Source organism: Lactococcus sp. KTH0-1S, from assembly GCF_052544945.1.
In genome coordinates this window covers 884,426-903,837 of the sequence record NZ_CP195165.1, presented here as the reverse complement: position 1 = coordinate 903,837, position 19,412 = coordinate 884,426, and the positions used below count along the sequence as shown (strand labels likewise).

Genomic DNA, 19,412 nt, shown 5'->3' with positions numbered 1-19,412 from the left:
GACCAACTTGTTATTTGATTAATCTCTTTGTTTTTGCGCTACTCTTAATTTTGCACTATGAGCTCGATTATTAAATTCGAGTTCTTCTTCGCTTGCAAGAACTGGTTTGCGATTAATCAATTTTAGTTTAGCTTCCATATCTTTAGGAAGCATCGGTAATCCCTTAGGAACATTAACTGTACTATATTCTTTGAAAATTGTTTTTGTTAAACGATCTTCCAAAGAATGAAAAGTAATTACCGAGATTCGACCATCAACTTTTAATAAATCAATGGCTTGTTCGATTGATTCTTCCGCTGCTCCAAGTTCATCATTTACTTCAATACGAATCGCTTGGAAAATGCGTTTGGCTGGATGCCCTTTTTTCTTGAGCTCCTTTTGAGGCAATGCAGATTTTATTAAATCCGCAAGCTCAATTGTTGTCTCAATAGGTTTAATTTTTCTTGCTTGTTCAATCTTACGAGCAATTTGTTTAGAGAATTTATCTTCGCCGTAGCGGAAAAAAATGCGAACTAATGCTTCGTAAGGATAATCATTTACAACTTCATAAGCAGAAAGAGTTTGATTTTGGTCCATCCGCATGTCTAATCTTGCCTCTTTTTTGTAAGAGAAACCACGTTGACTATCATCGAATTGTGGGCTAGAAACTCCTAAATCATAAAGAATTCCATCAATTTTCGTGACTCCTAATTCAGCTAAAGCTGATTTAAGATAGCGAAAATTACTTTTAATCAATGTTACTTTATCTTCTGCAAGTTGCTCACTTAAGCGTACTTTTGCGTTTTCATGAGCAGTTTCATCCTGGTCAAATGAATAAAGATGACCATCAGTCAGTTTACGAAGAAGATACTCACTATGTCCTGCGCCACCTAGTGTCGCATCAACATAAATTCCATTTGGCTTTACTTCAAGCATATCTACGGTTTCATGTAGTAAGACTGTATCATGCTTAAATGCTATTGTTTTTGGCAAGAGCGCCGTCCTCCTTGTATACTTACAGTTTATTATATCACTTTTTTTCTATTTTTGTAGTAGTTTACATGATTATGTAAAGATTTTTTTAATAAAAAGGCTTACATGAACTGCATTTGTATCTATTACTGACTTCTTTGATGTCAATTCAATTTACAAGTTGTGTAAACGTGACTTTTTATAGTTTAACAATTAATACTAAAAATAGACTGAAATTAATCAGTCTATTTTTTCAAATAAAGAATTTTTTTTATTTGTTTTTAATTCTCCTGTCGCCATTATTTCTACAATAATTAAACTCAATACTGCAATCATTACTAGTAAAAATAAGAGGTATTGAACTAATTGATAGTGACCGGTTATATATGTTATTTTTAAAGCCTTTGTGAACATTTGATAGAAAATTAATATTCCACTTGTTCCACCTAACAAAAGTGATAGTCCTAAATTACTTAGACCAGCATCTCTTATGCGTCTTACATGAATCGTAAGTTGTGGGAAAAATGTTCCTAAGATAAATAGGAAAAAGAATAAACGCAGTACCATACTACCAATAAAATTGTAGCCAAACATTATTTGTTCAAATTGATTGAAAAGATAAATTAAAAACAGAAAAAGAATAAAGGTCAATCCCCAAAACAGTTGCATCCACCAAAAATTTCTTCTTGTCGTTCTTCCGCGAAATTCAAAGTAATTTTTGAAATAGTCCTTGAATATGCCTGACAATGTTTTTGTCTCTGGTAAATTATTAAATTCTTGAGAAGAATTAATCTTGTATTCCTCGAATTTTAAAGCCCTAGGTGAACTTGGAAGTAGGTTAAGTACCAAGAGCACAAGAGTTCCTAACCCAAGGATAAAATTAAGAAAAATAAGTGCCCAAGGTAAATCAGCATCATTTAATCTTCGAACAGTTAGAGCAATGAAGGACAATAAACTTCCAAAGAAATATAGGTTAAATACCAATTGAAAGAATGAAGCAAAAGTTTGCCATAAAGTCGTTAGTTGATAAAAATCTAATAAATTAAAAAAATGATAAGCTTTAAACAAGATAACAAATATTATGATATGAGTTAATAAGGCTGACCAAAAATCTTTACGACTAGTTTTTCTATTGAAAGTAAAAGCTCCTAGCCAAAATTTTTTATAAGCTTGAACCATATTTTTCCTCTCTATTTTTATGATTATTCATAAGTCCTTGAATCATCTTCTTCGTCAATGCCATATTTAGTTGGAAAAAGACAAAGAATATAAATAATGAAATTGATAAATCCAACAAAATAACCCATTTTTGCTAGAAAATCTTGATGAATAAACATTGTAACCAGCCCATAAATTGCAGCTACTCCAAAAATAAGAGCAATCCACCAAGGAAACCTAGCATCACGTAAACGACGAGCTGTCAAACTGATATTAGGAACAAGAATAGCTAGACCAATGAGAGCTGTAACAATAACTATTACTAATGCTCCACCCGTGGGGTTGGCATATAAGTCTGTCACCTGTTGAATAATTTCTTTTTGTGATAAAGTTGCAGATTGGCTCATTATTTTTCCAGCTTTGGGGATTGTCACCATAAAGTTTAAAATGCTGAGAATCGCAAATATGATTGAATTAGTCAAGAAAACCCACCAATAATCCGAACGATTTGAATAAGATTTTAAATCTCCTGCTTTTTTCCAATATTTGATGTATGCTTTAATCATTGTTATTCCTCTTTACTTATAATATTATTTACTGACAGAAGGTCAGTTATTTATTCCAAACTTTTTTATTAAGTAAACTCATATTTTTATTAAAAGATTATTTAAACATTTTTTCAATATTTTTATCTGGAATTACCCACATTGAAAAAATTAAGGCTGAACCAACAAGCATGATTACTGGAGCTATAAAATAACCTAATAAAATGCTGACAATATTGAGCACAACACTTAGGATATTTTTTCTAATCGTTGTCTCAGACGTTTTACGATGTCCATTGATTTTCAATAACTCTCTTGTCAAAAGTAGATAAATAAAATTCCCTAAGAAAAAGATAATCACATAGCCTAATTCTGGGATAAATGAATTAGGATAGATTGATACCCAGTTAGAAAAAATAGGAATAAGTGATAAGACAAAAAGAAAACTAATATTTATCCATAGAACTTTTCCATTAATTCTTTTGATGCTTTGAAAAAGATGATGGTGATTGACCCAGTAAATAGCAAGTATAAAAAAACTTACAAAATAGACACCCAGATGCGGAAGTAAAGCAATAAAACTTTGTAAGCTATCTGAATCTGGACGGACCAATTCTAAAACTAAGACAGTCATGATAATTGCGATGACAGCATCCGTAAATGCTTCTAAACGTGTTTTACTCATTTTTAACTCCTAAATTATAAAATACGACTTCAGTTTTTAAATTACAAACCTCTCCTTTCAGTACTATGGTTGATATCTCATTATAACATATTGAGTTTAATTCATAAAAGAACTTTAACAGAAGTTCTTAATGGTAAAAAATCTAATTTTACTTCATAATATTTCCTTTGGAGATAAAAAGCCCCAATAAATTGAGGCTTCAAATTTATAATAAAAACGCCCTTATCTTATATAGGAGAAGGCGTTTTTATCTATGGCTCTCTGACTTGGAAGTTGGCACATAGTATATAAAGATATTTTAGCCTTTTTCAAAAGGCTTGTCAGTAACATTTGCTAACAAATCAAAGAAATTTATCTATACTTAGTTTTTTTAATTTATTTTTTATCTTTTGATTTCTAAGAATTTGGATCAGCATTTCGCATAACATACAGATTATTCCCGCACAGGCACCAACAATACCTACGAACAAGAAAAAATAATTTTGATTATAATGCTCATAAAAAAAAAAAAAAAACAGGCCAAATTGATTAAAATTCAAATTTTATTTACTTTCACATATACTCCAATATTTTTAATAGTGTAACTACAATTTAATTTTAACATTGATTATTTCGTTATATACATATTTGTGGTTTCAATTTTACACTGATTATGATTTTGTCATCAAAAAGATAAAAAGTCCTGATTAAAAATCAAGACTTTTTCTTAATAATATTCGATTTATTTGCTCAATAAACGTTTAGCCTGAGCTAAGGCTTCTTTAGTTAAATCTTCACCAGCAAGCATTTTCGCAATTTCATTAACTCGTTCGTCAGCGTTTAATTTTCTAACTGTGGAAGTAGTAATATCATCGGTTGAAGCTTTTTCAATATAAAATTGTCTGTCGGCAATGGCCACAACTTGTGGAAGGTGAGAAATTGCAAGAACTTGCCCATGTCTAGCAATTTTATATATTTTATTAGCAATCGCTTGAGCAACACGGCCAGAAACACCAGTGTCAACCTCGTCAAAAACAATGGCTGTTTTATTTTCGCGTCTTGAAAAGCTTGATTTTATAGCGAGCATTAAACGTGAAAGTTCACCACCCGAAGCCGTTTTTGCCAGTGGTTTAAATCCTTCTCCCGGATTGGTTTGAATAAAGAATTCAACATGCTCATTTCCATTTGCCGAAAACTTTGCCCCTTCAAAACTAACTTTGAAATCAGCTTTTTCCATATAAAGCTCAGAAAGTTCGTGTTTAATATCTTTTTCAACTTCTTTTGCAATTTTATGGCGCGCTTCATTAAGTTTTTTACTTGCTTCAATGAGTTGAACTTGTGCAACTTTAACTGAATTTTCTAGATTTTCTGAGTCCTTTTCTGAACCCGTCAGTTCTGAGAGTTCAAGTTGGACTTTCTCTAAATAGTTCATCACATCGGACAGTTCTGGGCCATATTTTTTCTTCAAAGTAGTCAAGGTCATAATCCGGTCTTCAATTTGTAAAAGTTCCGCTGGATTAAATTCTAAATCACTCATGATTCTTTGAATTTGATTAGCAACTTCTTCTAATACATAATAACTTTCAGCGGTCTTGTCAGCAAGTTCTTGATAGTCATTATCAAAGTTACTAATTTTATCCAGTTCTGTCATTGTGGTTCGGATATTATTAAGACTTGAATAATCATTATCTTCATCATCAAGCGCTAGATAAGCACCACTAAGCGAATCAGCAATATTTTTAATATTATTTAACTTTTCTCGGCGATTAACTAATTGTTCATCTTCTTCAAGATTAATTTCCGCCGCTTCAATTTCTTCAGCCTGAAATTGAAGGATTTCAATTCTTTGAGCAAATTCTTGCTCATTTTTTTGTCGTAAATTGAGCTGTTGACGCAAATTTTTGAAGTTTTCAAATTTGAGTTTGTAATTATCTTTTATCGCATCAAAGGCTTCATCACCAAATTCATCAAGTAAACGAAGATGGCTTTTCGGATTCATCAATTCTTGGCTATCGTGTTGACCATGAATATCAACTAATAATTCACCCACTTGTCTTAGCGTAGCTAAATTAACCATTTGACCATTGATTCGACAAACGGAGCGACCATTGGCAAAAATCTCACGTCTTAAAATAATTTCAGAATCTACTTCTTCAAAGCCAAGTTCTAATAGTACCGCCTTCAATTCTGGAGTTTTATCAAAGAAAAAGAGACCTTCTATTTCGGCTTTGGTTGCCCCATGCCGCACAAAATCACTCGAAGCACGCCCACCTAATAATAAAGACATTGCATCAATAATTATTGATTTTCCCGCACCAGTTTCCCCAGTTAAAATCGTCATTCCACTCTCAAAGGATAGATGAATTTCTTCAATAATTGCAAAATTTTTGATTGAAATCTCTTGTAACATCAAAATTTCCTTTCTCAAAAATAAATGACAAGGCTATTAGTAAACTAATAACCTTATCTTTTTCCTACTTTGATTCTTTTTTACTGACAGCTATTAATTCGCTCAAAATATTCAGCAGAATTTTATCACAATATTCTTGTCAGTAAATTTAAAATTCTGTCAGTAAATTATAAAGATTTTTAGCATCTTCTTCCATTTCAAAAATAACTAAAGCACTATTATCATCAATAATGATTGAAAAAATATCATCGCCATATTCTTCCAAAAGATAATTTTTCACAAGACTCGTTGTCCCTGGATTAGCAAGAATCCAGAGCATATTATCTTTGATTTTTGTTCCCGTAATTGCTTCAAAAGCTAAGGCTTTATGAAGACTTGATTGTAAAACTTCCTTGTTTTTTGGTAAATCATAACGATAACCACCAGATTCAGCTGGCACCTTGATTAGAGCAAGTGATTTGATATCGCGGGAAACGGTCGCTTGAGTAACGTCAATTCCATGAGTTAAGAGGGTATTCACAAGTTCTTCTTGCGTTTTAATTTCGTTTTCACGGATAAATTGAGCAATAAAGTTTAATCGGTCTTCTCTTTTCATAGTTCTTCACTTTCTTTTTGTAAAACTGATTCAATATTAACCTGCTGAGCAATTTCTGCTTTTCCATCTTTAAGTAAATGGACAAGAAATTCAACGTTTCCAGCCCCACCCTTGATTGGCGAAAAGGTCAAACCTTTTACTGAAAAACCAAGTTGAGTGGCTGTTTTTAAAACTTTTTCAATAGTCATTTGGTGAACTTTAGAATCACGAATAATTCCATTTTTTCCGACTTGTTCACGTCCCGCTTCAAACTGCGGTTTAATAAGTGCTGCTACTTCGCCATTTTCTTCCAAAATTTCATAAAGTGGCGGTAGAATTAAATCTAAAGAAATAAAACTAACATCTATACTAGTAAATGACGGACTTCCTTGTCCAAAGTCAGCTAAAACAGCATTTCGGAAATTAAATTGTTCCATAACGACAACGCGTTCATCTGAGCGAATTTTCCAAGCCAATTGATTGGTTCCAACATCTAAAGCATAGACTAATTTGGCACCATTTTGAAGCATTACATCAGTAAAACCACCAGTTGAAGAACCAATATCAAGACAAGTTTTTCCATCAATTTCTAAATGGAATTCTTTAAGAGCCTTTTCTAATTTTAAACCTCCTCGACTAACATATCTTAACTTTTCACCTTTAAGACGAAGTTCTGTTCCATCATCAATTTTCTGACCAGGTTTATCATAACGCTCTCCTGATTTATTATCAACAACTAGACCAGCCATTACTCCTCTTTTGGCCTGCTCTCGTGTTTCAAACAAACCTTGATTCGTGGCAAGTACGTCAATTCTTTCTTTCATGTAGATCTTTCTTTATAGTAATTATACGTATTTTTCTTAGAAATGTAACTAATAATTTCTTTTTTTATTTCATTTTTTTAAATTATAACTTCAATCTCATCACGGCAATCTTTTGCTTTTTATTTCCAAAATCTTGTTCTGTTTCTTTGAATTTTATATATCCTAAGGATTTCCAAAATTTTATAGCAGAATTATTGACTTCTAAGACACCGATTCGTAAACTCTTTGCTCCTAAATCACGAACTTTCTCAATCAAAATTTTATGAACAGCTTTACCTAAACCTTGGTGACGGACAGCGGGTACAAATTCAAGTAACCCTAGCATAAATTCCCCTTTTGTTGGAAAATCCTTTATTAAATCAATCACACCGACTAAGTTATTATTTTTATCAAAAATACCATAATTGAATTTGTCAGTCAGCTTTTTTGCAGGTGGTAAATCATTTATGAAACTTTCCGTCTCTAGTTGTGGATTTGAAAAACCGCTCTCAAGAATTGCATAATCACTCGCTTTTTCAAAAAATTTTTCAATGATAGTTCTATCATTTTCTGTCAAAATTTTGATTTGAAAATCCATTTATTTCACTTCCAATTGTTCAATAATTTTAAAAATTTCAGAGCTGTCAGTAACTGATAAGTCTGTCAGTAATTTTTTAACCTCTGACAAGTTTTCCGTCAGTGATTTTTTTGCTCCCTCAAGTCCTAAATGAGCAACATATGTTGATTTTTCCTCTAAAATATCCTTACCTGGTGTTTTTCCAAGCTCAGCAAAAGTTGCTGTAACATCTAAAATATCGTCTCGAATTTGAAAAGCCAATCCCAAAATTTGCCCCACTTGACGAAGTTTTTCAACTTCATCCGTTGATTTTTGAGCAACAATTCCAGCAGCTACGAAAGGAAAAGTTAAAAGTCGCCCAGTTTTCAAGCGATGAATCTGCTCAATTTCAGCTAATGTCAACTCTTTTCCTCCACCAGCCATATCCAAGATTTGCCCCGCAACCATTCCATAAGAACCTGAAGCAAAGGCCAATTCACGCGTCAACGCTACTATTATTTCTGCTGATAAATCAGCAGTTGAAAGGATAAAGAAAGGGTCAAAAAATAAAGTATCACCAGTTAAAATTGCAGTTGCCTCGTCAAATTTCTTGTGATTAGTTAACTGCCCGCGACGATAATCATCATCATCCATTGCTGGTAAGTCATCATGGATTAAAGAACCCGTATGAATCATCTCAAGAGCGGCTGCCACATGATAATGAGTCTTATTCAGTTCTAAATCAAAAGCCTCTAATAGGTTTAAAAAAAGGAGAGGGCGAATTCGTTTACCGCCTGCCAATAAAGAATATTTTGCTGATTCGGCTAAGCCAGTTGGAAATTCAGCGCTTTCATAAAATTCAGTTAAAAAGTCTTCTAACTTTCGTATCTTCGTATCCATTACCCTAATTATACCAAAATTCACGACTAAAAACCGTGATGATTTGAGGAAATTTTTTATTTTTTAAATCCATTCCATTTTTATAAGTGAGCCTTTTGCTCATTCATTGCTATTACTCTTGTAATATTTTCACTTGTTCGCTCAACGTTCTTTGCACCGTCAGCCAAGGCATCTGACAAAGATTGTGCTTGACTCAAAATACCAAAAATAGCGGTCATACCTTCCTCATAAAGAACCTCTGCTCCATCCCCAATATATCCTGCCAAAGCAAAGCAAGGTTTCTTGTATTTTTTTGCAATTTTACAGACGCCATAAGGTGCTTTACCAAATTTTGTCTGATAATCCATTCCACCTTCACCTGTAAATACATAATCAGCTTCTTTAATTTTATCTTCTAAATATATTGTTTGTGCAACAAGCTCAATTCCTAATTGCATTTTTGCATTGGTAAAAGCAAGCAAACCTGCTCCCAAACCACCTGCTGCACCAGCTCCCGGTATATTTTTAACATCTTTTCCTAGATTATTATGAACAATTTCTGCATAATGCTTCAAGTTTTCATCCAATACTTTGACCATTTCCTCAGTTGCTCCCTTTTGTGGTCCAAAAACATAAGAAGCGCCATTATTTCCGATTAAAGGATTGGTGACATCAGTAGCAATTAATATTTCAATTTCTTCCACTCTTGGGTCAAAATCACTCATATCAATTGTTCTGACTTCTTTAAGGAAAGCTCCACCAAGCGGAATTTCTTCTTGGTCTTTATTTAAAAACCTAGCTCCCAAAGCACGAGCCATGCCAGAACCACCATCATTAGTCGCACTCCCACCAATGCCAATGATGATTTTATCTACTCCTTCATCCATTGCGGCCTTAATTAATTGTCCTGATCCATAGGTTGATGTAATCAATGGATTTCTATCTTCCAAAGCAACCAATTCCAGACCATTTGCCTTTGCCATCTCAACGACCGCCGTATTTGAGTTTCCCAAAATACCAAAATAGGCCTCTACATTTGTATTTGCAAATGAACCCTGTACTTTTTTATATACCCGTCGTCCACCCGTTCCATCAATCAAAGCATCTGTTGTTCCCTCACCACCATCAGCCATTGGCATGGAAATTATTTCAGCCTCAGGAAATACTTTTTTAATTCCTTTTTCCATTGCTTGACAAACTTCCAGCGCACTCAAACTTTCTTTGAAAGAATCTGGCGCTAATACAAATTTTTTCTTCATTTAATCTACTCTTTCTATAAAAGACTTGACCACAATTCTATTTACTATTAGTATATAATAAATAAGATTGATATTAGAATAATAGGCTTTTTTGTCAGTAAAATTTTGTTTAAAATAAAAAAACCTTGAAAAATCAAAGTTTTTTTATTTTAGTAGTCTTTCTGTTCCGGAGAGAAATCACTCTCCCGATCATTTTTTCCAACTATTTTTACTAATGTTTCTTCCGCTTCATTAAGTGTTTTTTTCAAAGTTTCCGAAATTTTCATTCCTTTTTGAAATTCAGCAATAGCATCTTCCAACGCTACATCACCAGACTCTAACTTACGAACAATATTTTCTAACTCTGCCAAATTATCTTCAAATTTTACATCTTCTTTTTTTGTTGCCATTATTTTACCTCCACAATTACTTTTCCGTCAGTCAATTCAACATCTAAAGTCTGACCTTTTTTCACATCACTTACGGATTTAATAATCTTTCCCTTTTCGTCAGTAACGAGGGAAAAACCACGGGCTTTTATTTTTGAGATATCTAATAAAAGTAAAGACTGATATAGTTGCTCCGTCTTATTCTTCTTAGCTTCAACTATCTTTCCGTAAGTCGGAATTAATTTCCCAGCTGACAGCTCATAACGGTGTTTCATATTTGCAACTTTATTTTCCGTTAGCACTGACAAACGTTCACACAGACGGTCAAGTTTTTGTAAGTGTCCATCGTACAAGCGTTCTGGCTGTCTAAAAACGACTGACTGGCTTAATTTATCTACTCGTTCACGCCTTATTTTAATTAAATGTGTTAAGCGGTTAAAAAGTCGTTTTTCCTGCTCATTCGCCCAATTTATTAAATCAACCTTCGTATTTGGTGTTGCTAATTCGGCTGCCGCTGTTGGAGTCGCTGCACGACTATCAGCAACAAAATCAGCTAAAGTCACATCTGTTTCATGTCCAACCGATGAAATAATTGGAATACGTGATTCAAAAATTGCTCGAACCACAATTTCTTCATTAAATCCCCATAAATCTTCGATAGAACCACCACCACGACCAATAATCATGACATCAAAATCACCACGTTCATTAGCTCGACGGATATTTTCAGCAATTTCTTCAGCCGAACCTTGTCCTTGAACTTTTGTCGGATAAAGAACGATTTGGCTCATCGGAAAACGACGTTGAACCGTCGTAATAATATCTCGAATGACCGCTCCTGACGGGCTAGTTACCACAGCTATTTTCTTAGAAAATTGTGGCAAAGTTTGTTTCCAACGTTGTTCAAATAGCCCTTCAGCAGTCAGTTTTTTCTTCAACTGTTCAAACTTAACCGCAAGAGCTCCAACGCCATCTGGAACTAAACTTTCAATATTTATAGAATAAGAGCCAGAAGGTGGATAAATACTGATTCGACCAACAGCCAAAACTTTCATCCCCTCTTCCAATTCAAAGTCTAATTTGCGAAATTGTCCCGCCCACATCGTAGCTTGAATCACGGCACCCTCATCTTTAAGTGCAAAATATTGATGATTTGGTCTTCTTCTAAAATTTGAAATTTCTCCTGTCAAATAAACCCGTTCAAGATATGGATCACGGTCAAATTTCGCTTTTAAATATTTTGTTAAGGTTGATACTGATAAATATTCTGTCATTCCCTCACTCTTTAGTTCTTAATTAAACTTTTTTACTAATCATTCTGTTAGTAAGATTTCTACTGCTAAAATCGAAAAAAAGTAAAAAGTTTATCTTCAAAAAACTTCTAACTTAAAAATAAGTCCTTAGAAATTACTATAAACTTAGTTACTCTTTTATTAATTAACTATTTATTTTCGTTCATTTTTCTACTTGCTGCACGAACTGTCTGTTCCATGAGCATTGTAATCGTCATCGGACCAACTCCACCAGGTACTGGGGTAATCAAACTTGCAACATTTTTTACTTCATCAAAATCAACATCACCATGAAGTTTTCCATCTTCATCACGGTTCATTCCAACATCAATTACAACTGCACCTTCTTTGACATCCTCAGCTTTAATCATCCGGTCACGACCAATAGCAACTACCAAAATATCAGCTTCCTTAGTCAATTCGCGCAAGTTTTCTGTTTTTGAATGAGCAATTGTCACAGTAGCATCAGCCATCATTAATAATTGCGCCATTGGTTTTCCGACGATATTTGAACGACCAATCACAACTGCACGTTTACCAGAAAGTTCCACATTATATTCACGGAACATTTCCATAATACCGGCTGGAGTTGAAGGAATCATCAGAGGATTTCCAGACCACAAACGTCCCATATTCATTGGGTGAAAACCATCCACATCTTTTTCTGGATCAATAGCTAGTAAAACCTTTTCTTCAGAAATATGTTCTGGCAATGGCAATTGTACCAAAATACCATGCCATTGTTCTGATTGATTATACTGTTCAATTAAATCTAACAGTTCTTGTTCTGTCACTGTTTCTGGTAGACGAACCACACTAGAATTTAATCCAATTGCTGTGGCTTGTCGTGCTTTATTTCGGACATAAATTTGACTCGCAGGATCTTCGCCCACAAGAATAACGGCAAGACCTGGAACATTGTCCGCTTCTTTTAATTTATCGACTTTAACTTTCAACTCAGCTTGCATTTTAGCAGCAAGTGCTTTTCCATCTATCAAGTTCATAGAACTATTATACCATAAGCCAACATTCATCCTCTAATCATTATCATTCCTTTTTCTTTCTTTATTTTAAATTGTTCGTAATTTTTAATAAAGAAATAATTCCAAATTAAAAAGAAACTTCTTTCCAAAGAAAAGAAGTCCTTAATTAAAATATACTACTCAAAACCTTTTTTATATTTAACTTTTCCAATAGTTAACGTTGCCACTAAGCCTAATCCCAATTCTGCTAATACTAAACTTAAATCGTCATCAGCACCTGTTTTGGGAAGTTCTTCTTTCGTTACAGTTGGTACAAGTTGTAAGCTCGTTGCGCTTAATGAATTTGAAAGACTTGGACTACTTGATACCTTAGAAATTAAAGTCGAAACTTTTGCTTCATTCGAAGGTAAATTTGAGTCACTCAAGTTATTTAGTTTCATTTCTGAAGTATACGAACTATTCGAAATTAAACTTGAGCCATTTTTATCATTAGCTTGTAAATTTGGATTAGTCAACATACTTGAAGATGTTGTTGAACCACTTGACTCAGATGAAGTCAAACTTGCACTACTTGATTCATTTGAACTCAGACTTGAATGACTTGAATTTTCAGAAGAGGGACTTGTAGTACTAGTTTGATCAGTATTTGAATTTGAATCACTTATCCCACTAGAATTTGTAATACTACTTTCGCTTGAACTTAAACTTGAAACGCTTGATCCCTCTGCGCTTGAATCTGAGCTACTTACCCCAGCTGAACTTGAGTGATTTGAGTCCACCGAAGATGAACTTGCAGTACTACTACTTTCACTGGAAGTTGAACTTGAAGAACTTGAGCCCTCTGAGCTTGAATCTGAGCTACTTACCCCAGCTGAACTTGAGTGACTTGAGTCCACCGAAGATGAACTAGCAGTACTACTTTCACTGGAAGTTGAACTTGAAGAACTTGAGCCCTCTGAGCTTGAATCTGAGCTACTTACCCCAGCTGAACTTGAGTGACTTGAGTCCACCGAAGATGAACTAGCAGTACTACTTTCACTGGAAGTTGAACTTGAAGAACTTGAGCTCTCTGAGCTTGAATCTGAGCTACTTATCCCAACAGAACTTGAGTGACTTGAGTCCGCCGAAGATGAACTAGCAGTACTACTTTCACTGGAAGTTGAACTTGAAATGCTTGAACTCTCTGAGCTTGAATTTGAACTATTTACTCCAGCAGAACTTGTTTGACTTGACTCTACCGAGGATGAACTTGGGACACCACTTTCACTGGAAGTTGAACTTGAATCATTAGAAGTCGAACTTGAAGTATTTGCTTCACTAGAATTAGAACTCGTGTTGCTTGATACATTTGAAGATGAAGTTGAACTACTAGCTGCACTTGATGAAGAACTGGCACTACTGCTTGATTGGCTACTATTAGCACTAGAATTTGGATTAACTGTTGAAGCACCAACACTTGGAGTTAAAGAATTGATAATTGTCGTTATTCCATTAAGTGCATTATTAACAAAATTATTAACATTATTTTGTATTTGACTAATGATATTCGAAAGGTCATTTTCGATAGCTCCAAGACTTGGTAAGTTATTTACAATACCTGTCGCACTTTCAACAATATTATTGATAGCACTTTGCAATTGATTGACCACTTGGTTAAGAATATCCGAATTTTGTATTTGACTAATGGTATTCGAAAGGTCGTTTTCGATAGCTCCAAGACTTGGTAAGTTATTTACAATCCCCGTCGCACTTTCAACAATATTATTAATAGCACTTTGCAATTGATTGACCACTTGGTTAAGAATATCCGAATTTTGTATTTGACTAATGGTATTCGAAAGGTCATTTTCGATAGCTCCAAGACTTGGTAAGTTATTTACAATCCCCGTCGCACTTTCAACAATATTATTAATAGCACTTTGCAATTGATTGACCACTTGGTTAAGAATATCCGAATTTTGTATTTGACTAATGGTATTCGAAAGGTCATTTTCGATAGCTCCAAGACTTGGTAAGTTATTTACAATCCCTGTCGCACTTTCAACAATATTATTGATCGCATTTTGCAATTGATTGACCACTTGGTTAAGAATATCCGAAGCACCAACAGGAAGATTACCAAGTGAGTTTAGACTATTTTGGACCGTGTTCTCAATAGTGGATAAGGCTGTTGAACCAAGGCTTGTAAGATTACCCAAACTATTATTTACTTGGTCAAGAAGGCTGGAAACTCCAGTTAAATTCGCAACTTCTCCCAAAGATGCTCCAGTAAGATTATTTAATATTGGGTTTAAAACATTATTAACTGTAATACCTACAAGAGGAATATTACTAATAGTTGGAGATAATTGACTCCAAGCAATTTGACCTGCTCGATTAATTGCTGAATTAACTACTAAACCAGCCAAGTAGTTGACAAGATCATTTCCTTGAAGAGAGACAAGTGTGTCTATATCAAAATTAACACCACCCAAGGCATTGGAAGTTGTCGTATTAAGTTGATTAACAATCCCACTTGTTACAGTACTTATTGCACTAAGTACTGGGCTTAGTACTAGATTTGCCCCCGGAATACTTGAAAGTCCTGGAATTGTTGGATTTTCAAGAAAATTAAGCATAGCAGCAGGGCTCATTGATGGGATGGCATTAAATGCCGTCACAATCTGCCCTCCAACTAATGGAATTTGGCTAACATCTAAACCTGCAGATTTCATTCCATTTAATAGAAAGGCCCCAGGATTAGCAGCAGCTTCCTGAATATTTCCAACAATATTGACAATTTGTTCAACACCATTAAGAGCTGACGCGGCTGTAGTCATTCCTGGAATATTAAAAGTTCCAAGAGTGTTTAAAATATTTTCTAAACCACTAATTCCCACTGTCGAAATTGCTTGATTTACAAGATCTCCGAGTGTTGTGTTAAGAATAGCTGAACCACTTGTTGTAGCAGGCGCTGCTGCAGCTAGTGCCTGAGTAAGCATTGGTACCACGGACGAATTAGTCGCTAGAATAGCTGTAAAAGAAGCAACAGCAGCACTTGAACCATTAGGCACTACTATTTTCCGCAAGATTTATTTCCGAACTTTGAGAAGTTGATCCAATACCACTATCAATTGCTGAACTTTCACTCAAAATTACTGATGAACTTGTTGAACTTTGAGAGACAGCTGCCGAATCAACGCTGTCTGCAGCATTAGAAGAACTTAATATAGAATTGCTGATATTATCATTTGATGAGCTTGAATCAGCAAGTGATACAATATTGTTCGTAGCAGTTTGAATAACCGCTGTACTTATCGTATTTTGGCTTTCATTAATTGAGTTGCTACTATCTGAAACATCTGAAGTCATTCCCTCAGTATCAGTTTCTACTGTGTTAGCCAGTGAATTATTAGAACTTTGGTCACTAGCTTGTTCGTAAGCAACTTGATTTTGACTAGCAGCAACATCACTATTTGTCGACGAAGCTAGTGCTGAATAACTTGTTTCTTCTGTAATACCACTAATTTGCTGACTACTATCAACTGCTGTGTCCGCTTTTACATTTTGGTCAGTAATCGTTCCTGAAACGATAATTAAAGCTATGCTGAAGTAGCAAATAACCAACTTTTCCCTGATTTCCAGGTTCTAAAATGGGACTTGGAGATAACAGTAGACACTTCTGGCCGTATTTTTTTCATTTATTCTCTCCTTGCTGATACTTTTTATAAAGTATCACTACGATTATATATCATGATATAACATTTAAGTTACAAAAGAAACCTTTCTATTGTTATTTCGTAACATTTATAGAATACAACTTTTTTCCTTGACTTTGATAGTTTACAAATGTAAACTATATATAGATAGAAATTTCAAAGCATTCATTTAGGAGGAAAATATGTCAAATAAAACTCATTCGTCTAATCACGAAGAAATGATGTCTGAGCATCATCACAATCATGAAATGGTGGATATGAAGCACGAAAACCATGAGATGCATGGCATGGATAATATGCATGATATGGACAATATGGATATGATGAATCATGGAGGACACATGATGCATATGGGTGATATGAGTAAAAAGCTCAAAGTGGCTATCATTCTAATGATTCCCCTTCTACTCATTTCACCAATCGCTGGCTTTACTATCCTTAAATTCCCCGGAAGTGAAATTTTGCAACTCATCCTTGGTACAATTATCTTCTTTTACTCTGGGACTCCTTTTTTTAGCGGAGCAAAAGGTGAATTAAAAAGCCGTAAGCCAGCCATGATGATGCTGATTACAATGGGAATTACCGTTGCCTATGCTTATTCTGTTTATGCCACAATCATGAGTCTTAACGGACATATGGGCATGAACTTCTGGTTTGAACTGGCAACTTTAATTGTTATTATGTTGATTGGTCACCTGATTGAGATGAAAGCAATCATGGGTGCTGGCGATGCATTGAAAGATTTAGCAAGCCTTGTTCCCAAAAAAGCTCACTTAAAAAGTGGGAAGGATGTGGAGCTTTCAGAACTAAAAGTTGGCGATTTACTTTTAGTGAAAGAAAATGAGAAAATACCTGCAGATGGCCTTATATTAAGTGAAGCGCTCGTTGATGAGTCAATGATTACTGGTGAAAGCCAAGCAGTCAATAAAAAAACAAATGACCTTGTTTATGGTGGTTCCCTCAATCAAAACCAACCATTTGAGATGAAAGTCACAACCCTTGGAAAAGATTCATTTCTCAATCAAGTGGCCGAATTAGTCAAGAAAGCCCAAGCTCAAAAATCTAATTTGGAAAATATGGCTGACAGAGTGGCTGGTTACCTTTTCTATACTGCACTTATTGTCGGTATCTTCTCATTAATTTTTTGGACAGTTAGCTCTAACTTTAGTTTTGCTCTACTTCTTGCGGTTTCTGTTTTTGTAATTGCATGTCCACACGCTTTAGGTCTTGCGGTTCCACTTGTTGTTTCTCGCTTAACCAGTATTTCTGCTAAAAATGGTTTATTAATTCAAAACAGAACTTCTCTAGAAAAAATAAATACAATTAAATATGCCTTAATGGATAAAACGGGAACATTAACTGACGGTAAGTTTATTGTTCGTAATGTTATTGATTTTACTGATGAAACAGAAATTCTCCAAATCATGGCAGCACTTGAAGGAAGTTCCACTCACCCGATTGCTCAATCAATCGTTTCAGCTGCTAAACCTCTTGAAAATCTAAAAGTTGAAGCGGTTGAAAATATTCCAGGAGTTGGAATTAAAGGGCAAGTTAATCAAAACTTTTATCAAATTGTTAACTATAAATATCTTCGTGAAAATCAACTTTCTTATGATGAACAAAAGATTGCTCAATATTTAGATTTAGGTTTAACTGTATCTTTCCTAATCAATGAACAAGAAGATGTTTTAGGATTTATTGCCTTAGGAGATTCTCCTAAAGCAGACGCAAAAGCCTTTATTAATGGTTTATTATCCCAAGGAATTACCCCTGTAATGCTCACGGGTGATAATAAAGAAACTGCTCAAAAAATTGCTAGTGCACTAAATATTCCCGAATTTAGAGCGGAATTAAAACCTGAAGATAAAGCAGAAATTGTGAAAGAGTACCAAAAGAAAGCCGGCGTGCTTTTCATTGGTGATGGTGTCAATGATTCCCCAGCTCTTGCAACTGCTACGATTGGTTTTGCGATTGGAGCAGGAACTTCGGTTGCTATCAGTACCGCTGATGTCGTCCTAGTTAACTCCAATCCAAGTGACGTCTTGGATATGATTAATATCTCCAAACGCATGCTTAGAAAAATGAAACAAAACCTCTGGTTTGGAGCAGGCTATAACATTATTGCTATTCCTGTTGCAGCGGGTATTCTTTATCCATTTACAGGGATTTATATTGACCCTCTCATTGCAGCAGTCCTGATGTCAATCTCAACCGTGATTGTCTCAATCAACGCGATGGGATTGAGGTATGATAAAAAATAGAAGAGCCTATGCTCTTCTATTTTTTTCATACTAATTATGAAACTTTTATCACTTAAATATACTTAAAGATTAAGTATGATATCACACAAATACTAATGATTGTAATGATATTTTTTAAATATGATTTATTTTTAAATGATTTTAGAATCTTTCGTTCATAATCATTTAATTGACTCCCTTGATGAACTAAAAAATAAATATTACCTCTAAGATAACGATTAGCATCAAAAACATCAAAGACTCCTTGAAGTAAATAATCTTTAGTATCTTGAAGCAGTTTTTTTATTTCTAATCTAACCTCATTAGAATCAAGATAAATATCTATATTTTCCATAAACACTTGATAGCTTTTTCCTCTTTTAATTTTTCTTGGCTTTTGTTTAGTAAGACTATCAAAGCTAACGAGTCCATTTCTTTCATAATGAACCTCATTCTTATGTCCTTCGTTCCATCTCTTTATAGGCTCTTGCATATTTTTTAAATTGGCCACAATCTGCTCAGCATTTTTGGCTTTTTCTTCACTCGTCTTCTCGTTATTTTTAAGAGATTTATTTTTATCTTTGGTCAAAAATATATCGTCTAAATTTTCTGAGCTATCATTGTACGCCATTTTCTCATTTCTTCTATCCTTCATTCATTTTTTTTGAAACTCCTTTCCCATTCTTTTCATGTGTCTTCTTTTTTTCTTTCTTCTTACCCTTATTTTTGCCCGCTTTCTTTTTTCTCTTTTTCTCCTATCCTCAACAAGCCACTTTGTGTTTGTTGGTTTAATCCATAGTTTTGGCTCAAACATCTTTTATTTTCCACCTAAATATTTACATTTTTTTCAAATACTGCCTCATTAAATATTCTTCAACTGAGACTATATCAACTTTCTCAAAATCACTAAACAAAACCTCAGAAAGTTCTTCACCAATAGAGTCATATAATGGGGAGTCTATTTTTCCTAAAAATAGACTCTCTTCTTTCATTTTCATTTCTCGGAAAAAACTCTTTAAAAAATTCCTTCCT

20 protein-coding genes are annotated in these 19,412 nt (G+C 34.2%); 1 reads left to right on the top strand and 19 read right to left on the bottom strand.

Annotated features, from left to right (window positions below):
• Positions 1-18: 18 nt before the first annotated feature.
• From rsmH to ACRYLU_RS04380, 16 genes are all read right to left on the bottom strand, one after another.
• Positions 19-972 (bottom strand): 16S rRNA (cytosine(1402)-N(4))-methyltransferase RsmH, encoded by a 954-nt coding sequence (gene rsmH / locus ACRYLU_RS04455; RefSeq protein WP_260310929.1) that lies wholly within the window; start codon positions 970-972, stop codon positions 19-21.
• 219 nt (positions 973-1,191) lie between these two features.
• Positions 1,192-2,130, bottom strand: a complete 939-nt coding sequence (locus ACRYLU_RS04450; RefSeq protein ID WP_445081299.1) for a DUF805 domain-containing protein — start codon at positions 2,128-2,130, stop codon at positions 1,192-1,194.
• Between the two features lie 23 nt (positions 2,131-2,153).
• On the bottom strand, positions 2,154-2,675 hold the full coding sequence (locus tag ACRYLU_RS04445) for a DUF805 domain-containing protein (RefSeq protein WP_058205392.1): 522 nt from the start codon (positions 2,673-2,675) through the stop codon (positions 2,154-2,156).
• 97 nt (positions 2,676-2,772) lie between these two features.
• Positions 2,773-3,339 carry a TMEM175 family protein gene (locus ACRYLU_RS04440; RefSeq protein ID WP_038601472.1) on the bottom strand — a complete coding sequence of 189 codons (567 nt, stop codon included), beginning with the start codon at positions 3,337-3,339 and terminating at the stop codon, positions 2,773-2,775.
• 721 nt (positions 3,340-4,060) lie between these two features.
• Positions 4,061-5,728 carry a DNA repair protein RecN gene (gene recN, locus ACRYLU_RS04435; RefSeq protein ID WP_445081298.1) on the bottom strand — a complete coding sequence of 556 codons (1,668 nt, stop codon included), beginning with the start codon at positions 5,726-5,728 and terminating at the stop codon, positions 4,061-4,063.
• A gap of 148 nt (positions 5,729-5,876) precedes the next feature.
• Positions 5,877-6,323 (bottom strand): arginine repressor, encoded by a 447-nt coding sequence (locus ACRYLU_RS04430; RefSeq protein ID WP_270225180.1) that lies wholly within the window; start codon positions 6,321-6,323, stop codon positions 5,877-5,879.
• Positions 6,320-7,126, bottom strand: a complete 807-nt coding sequence (locus ACRYLU_RS04425) for a TlyA family RNA methyltransferase (protein ID WP_445081297.1) — start codon at positions 7,124-7,126, stop codon at positions 6,320-6,322. Before ACRYLU_RS04425 ends, ACRYLU_RS04430 begins: the two co-directional genes overlap by 4 nt.
• Positions 7,127-7,208: 82 nt before the next feature.
• The gene (locus ACRYLU_RS04420; RefSeq protein ID WP_259746427.1) at positions 7,209-7,682 is read right to left on the bottom strand and encodes a GNAT family N-acetyltransferase; all 474 of its coding nucleotides are present in this window, start codon (positions 7,680-7,682) and stop codon (positions 7,209-7,211) included.
• 21 nt (positions 7,683-7,703) lie between these two features.
• Complete coding sequence (locus ACRYLU_RS04415) at positions 7,704-8,561, bottom strand: polyprenyl synthetase family protein (RefSeq protein WP_445081296.1); 858 nt, start codon at positions 8,559-8,561, stop codon at positions 7,704-7,706.
• A gap of 80 nt (positions 8,562-8,641) precedes the next feature.
• Positions 8,642-9,799, bottom strand: a complete 1,158-nt coding sequence (locus ACRYLU_RS04410; RefSeq protein WP_445081295.1) for a glycerate kinase family protein — start codon at positions 9,797-9,799, stop codon at positions 8,642-8,644.
• A gap of 149 nt (positions 9,800-9,948) precedes the next feature.
• Positions 9,949-10,188: an exodeoxyribonuclease VII small subunit gene (locus tag ACRYLU_RS04405; RefSeq protein ID WP_445081294.1), complete on the bottom strand. Its 240-nt coding sequence runs from the start codon at positions 10,186-10,188 to the stop codon at positions 9,949-9,951.
• A complete protein-coding gene (gene xseA, locus ACRYLU_RS04400; protein WP_098393960.1) occupies positions 10,188-11,441 on the bottom strand; it encodes an exodeoxyribonuclease VII large subunit in 1,254 nt (417 codons plus the stop codon). Before xseA ends, ACRYLU_RS04405 begins: the two co-directional genes overlap by 1 nt.
• Positions 11,442-11,608: 167 nt before the next feature.
• Positions 11,609-12,463, bottom strand: a complete 855-nt coding sequence (locus ACRYLU_RS04395) for a bifunctional methylenetetrahydrofolate dehydrogenase/methenyltetrahydrofolate cyclohydrolase (RefSeq protein WP_047206475.1) — start codon at positions 12,461-12,463, stop codon at positions 11,609-11,611.
• Positions 12,464-12,618: 155 nt separating this feature from the next.
• Positions 12,619-15,510 (bottom strand): KxYKxGKxW signal peptide domain-containing protein, encoded by a 2,892-nt coding sequence (locus ACRYLU_RS04390; protein ID WP_445081293.1) that lies wholly within the window; start codon positions 15,508-15,510, stop codon positions 12,619-12,621.
• Entirely contained in the window at positions 15,488-16,048 is a 561-nt protein-coding gene (locus ACRYLU_RS04385) for a hypothetical protein (protein ID WP_445081292.1), read from the bottom strand. The genes ACRYLU_RS04390 and ACRYLU_RS04385 overlap by 23 nt, the downstream gene beginning before the upstream one ends.
• The gene (locus ACRYLU_RS04380) at positions 16,024-16,122 is read right to left on the bottom strand and encodes a KxYKxGKxW signal peptide domain-containing protein (protein WP_445081291.1); all 99 of its coding nucleotides are present in this window, start codon (positions 16,120-16,122) and stop codon (positions 16,024-16,026) included. Before ACRYLU_RS04380 ends, ACRYLU_RS04385 begins: the two co-directional genes overlap by 25 nt.
• Before the next feature lie 200 nt (positions 16,123-16,322).
• On the opposite strand from ACRYLU_RS04380, the gene ACRYLU_RS04375 reads away from it, so the two are divergent.
• The gene (locus ACRYLU_RS04375; RefSeq protein ID WP_445081290.1) at positions 16,323-18,401 is read left to right on the top strand and encodes a heavy metal translocating P-type ATPase; all 2,079 of its coding nucleotides are present in this window, start codon (positions 16,323-16,325) and stop codon (positions 18,399-18,401) included.
• Between the two features lie 52 nt (positions 18,402-18,453).
• Here the strand turns inward: ACRYLU_RS04375 and ACRYLU_RS04370 are convergent, their stop codons facing one another.
• Genes ACRYLU_RS04370 through ACRYLU_RS04360 form a run of 3 tightly spaced genes read right to left on the bottom strand, consistent with a single transcriptional unit; the run spans position 18,454 to position 19,378 of the window.
• Positions 18,454-19,035, bottom strand: coding sequence for a DNA repair protein (locus tag ACRYLU_RS04370; protein WP_445081289.1), 582 nt, complete (start codon positions 19,033-19,035; stop codon positions 18,454-18,456).
• Positions 19,036-19,194, bottom strand: a complete 159-nt coding sequence (locus ACRYLU_RS04365; RefSeq protein WP_445081288.1) for a hypothetical protein — start codon at positions 19,192-19,194, stop codon at positions 19,036-19,038. It lies immediately after the preceding gene.
• A gap of 22 nt (positions 19,195-19,216) precedes the next feature.
• Positions 19,217-19,378: a hypothetical protein gene (locus ACRYLU_RS04360; protein WP_182407457.1), complete on the bottom strand. Its 162-nt coding sequence runs from the start codon at positions 19,376-19,378 to the stop codon at positions 19,217-19,219.
• Positions 19,379-19,412: the final 34 nt, after the last annotated feature.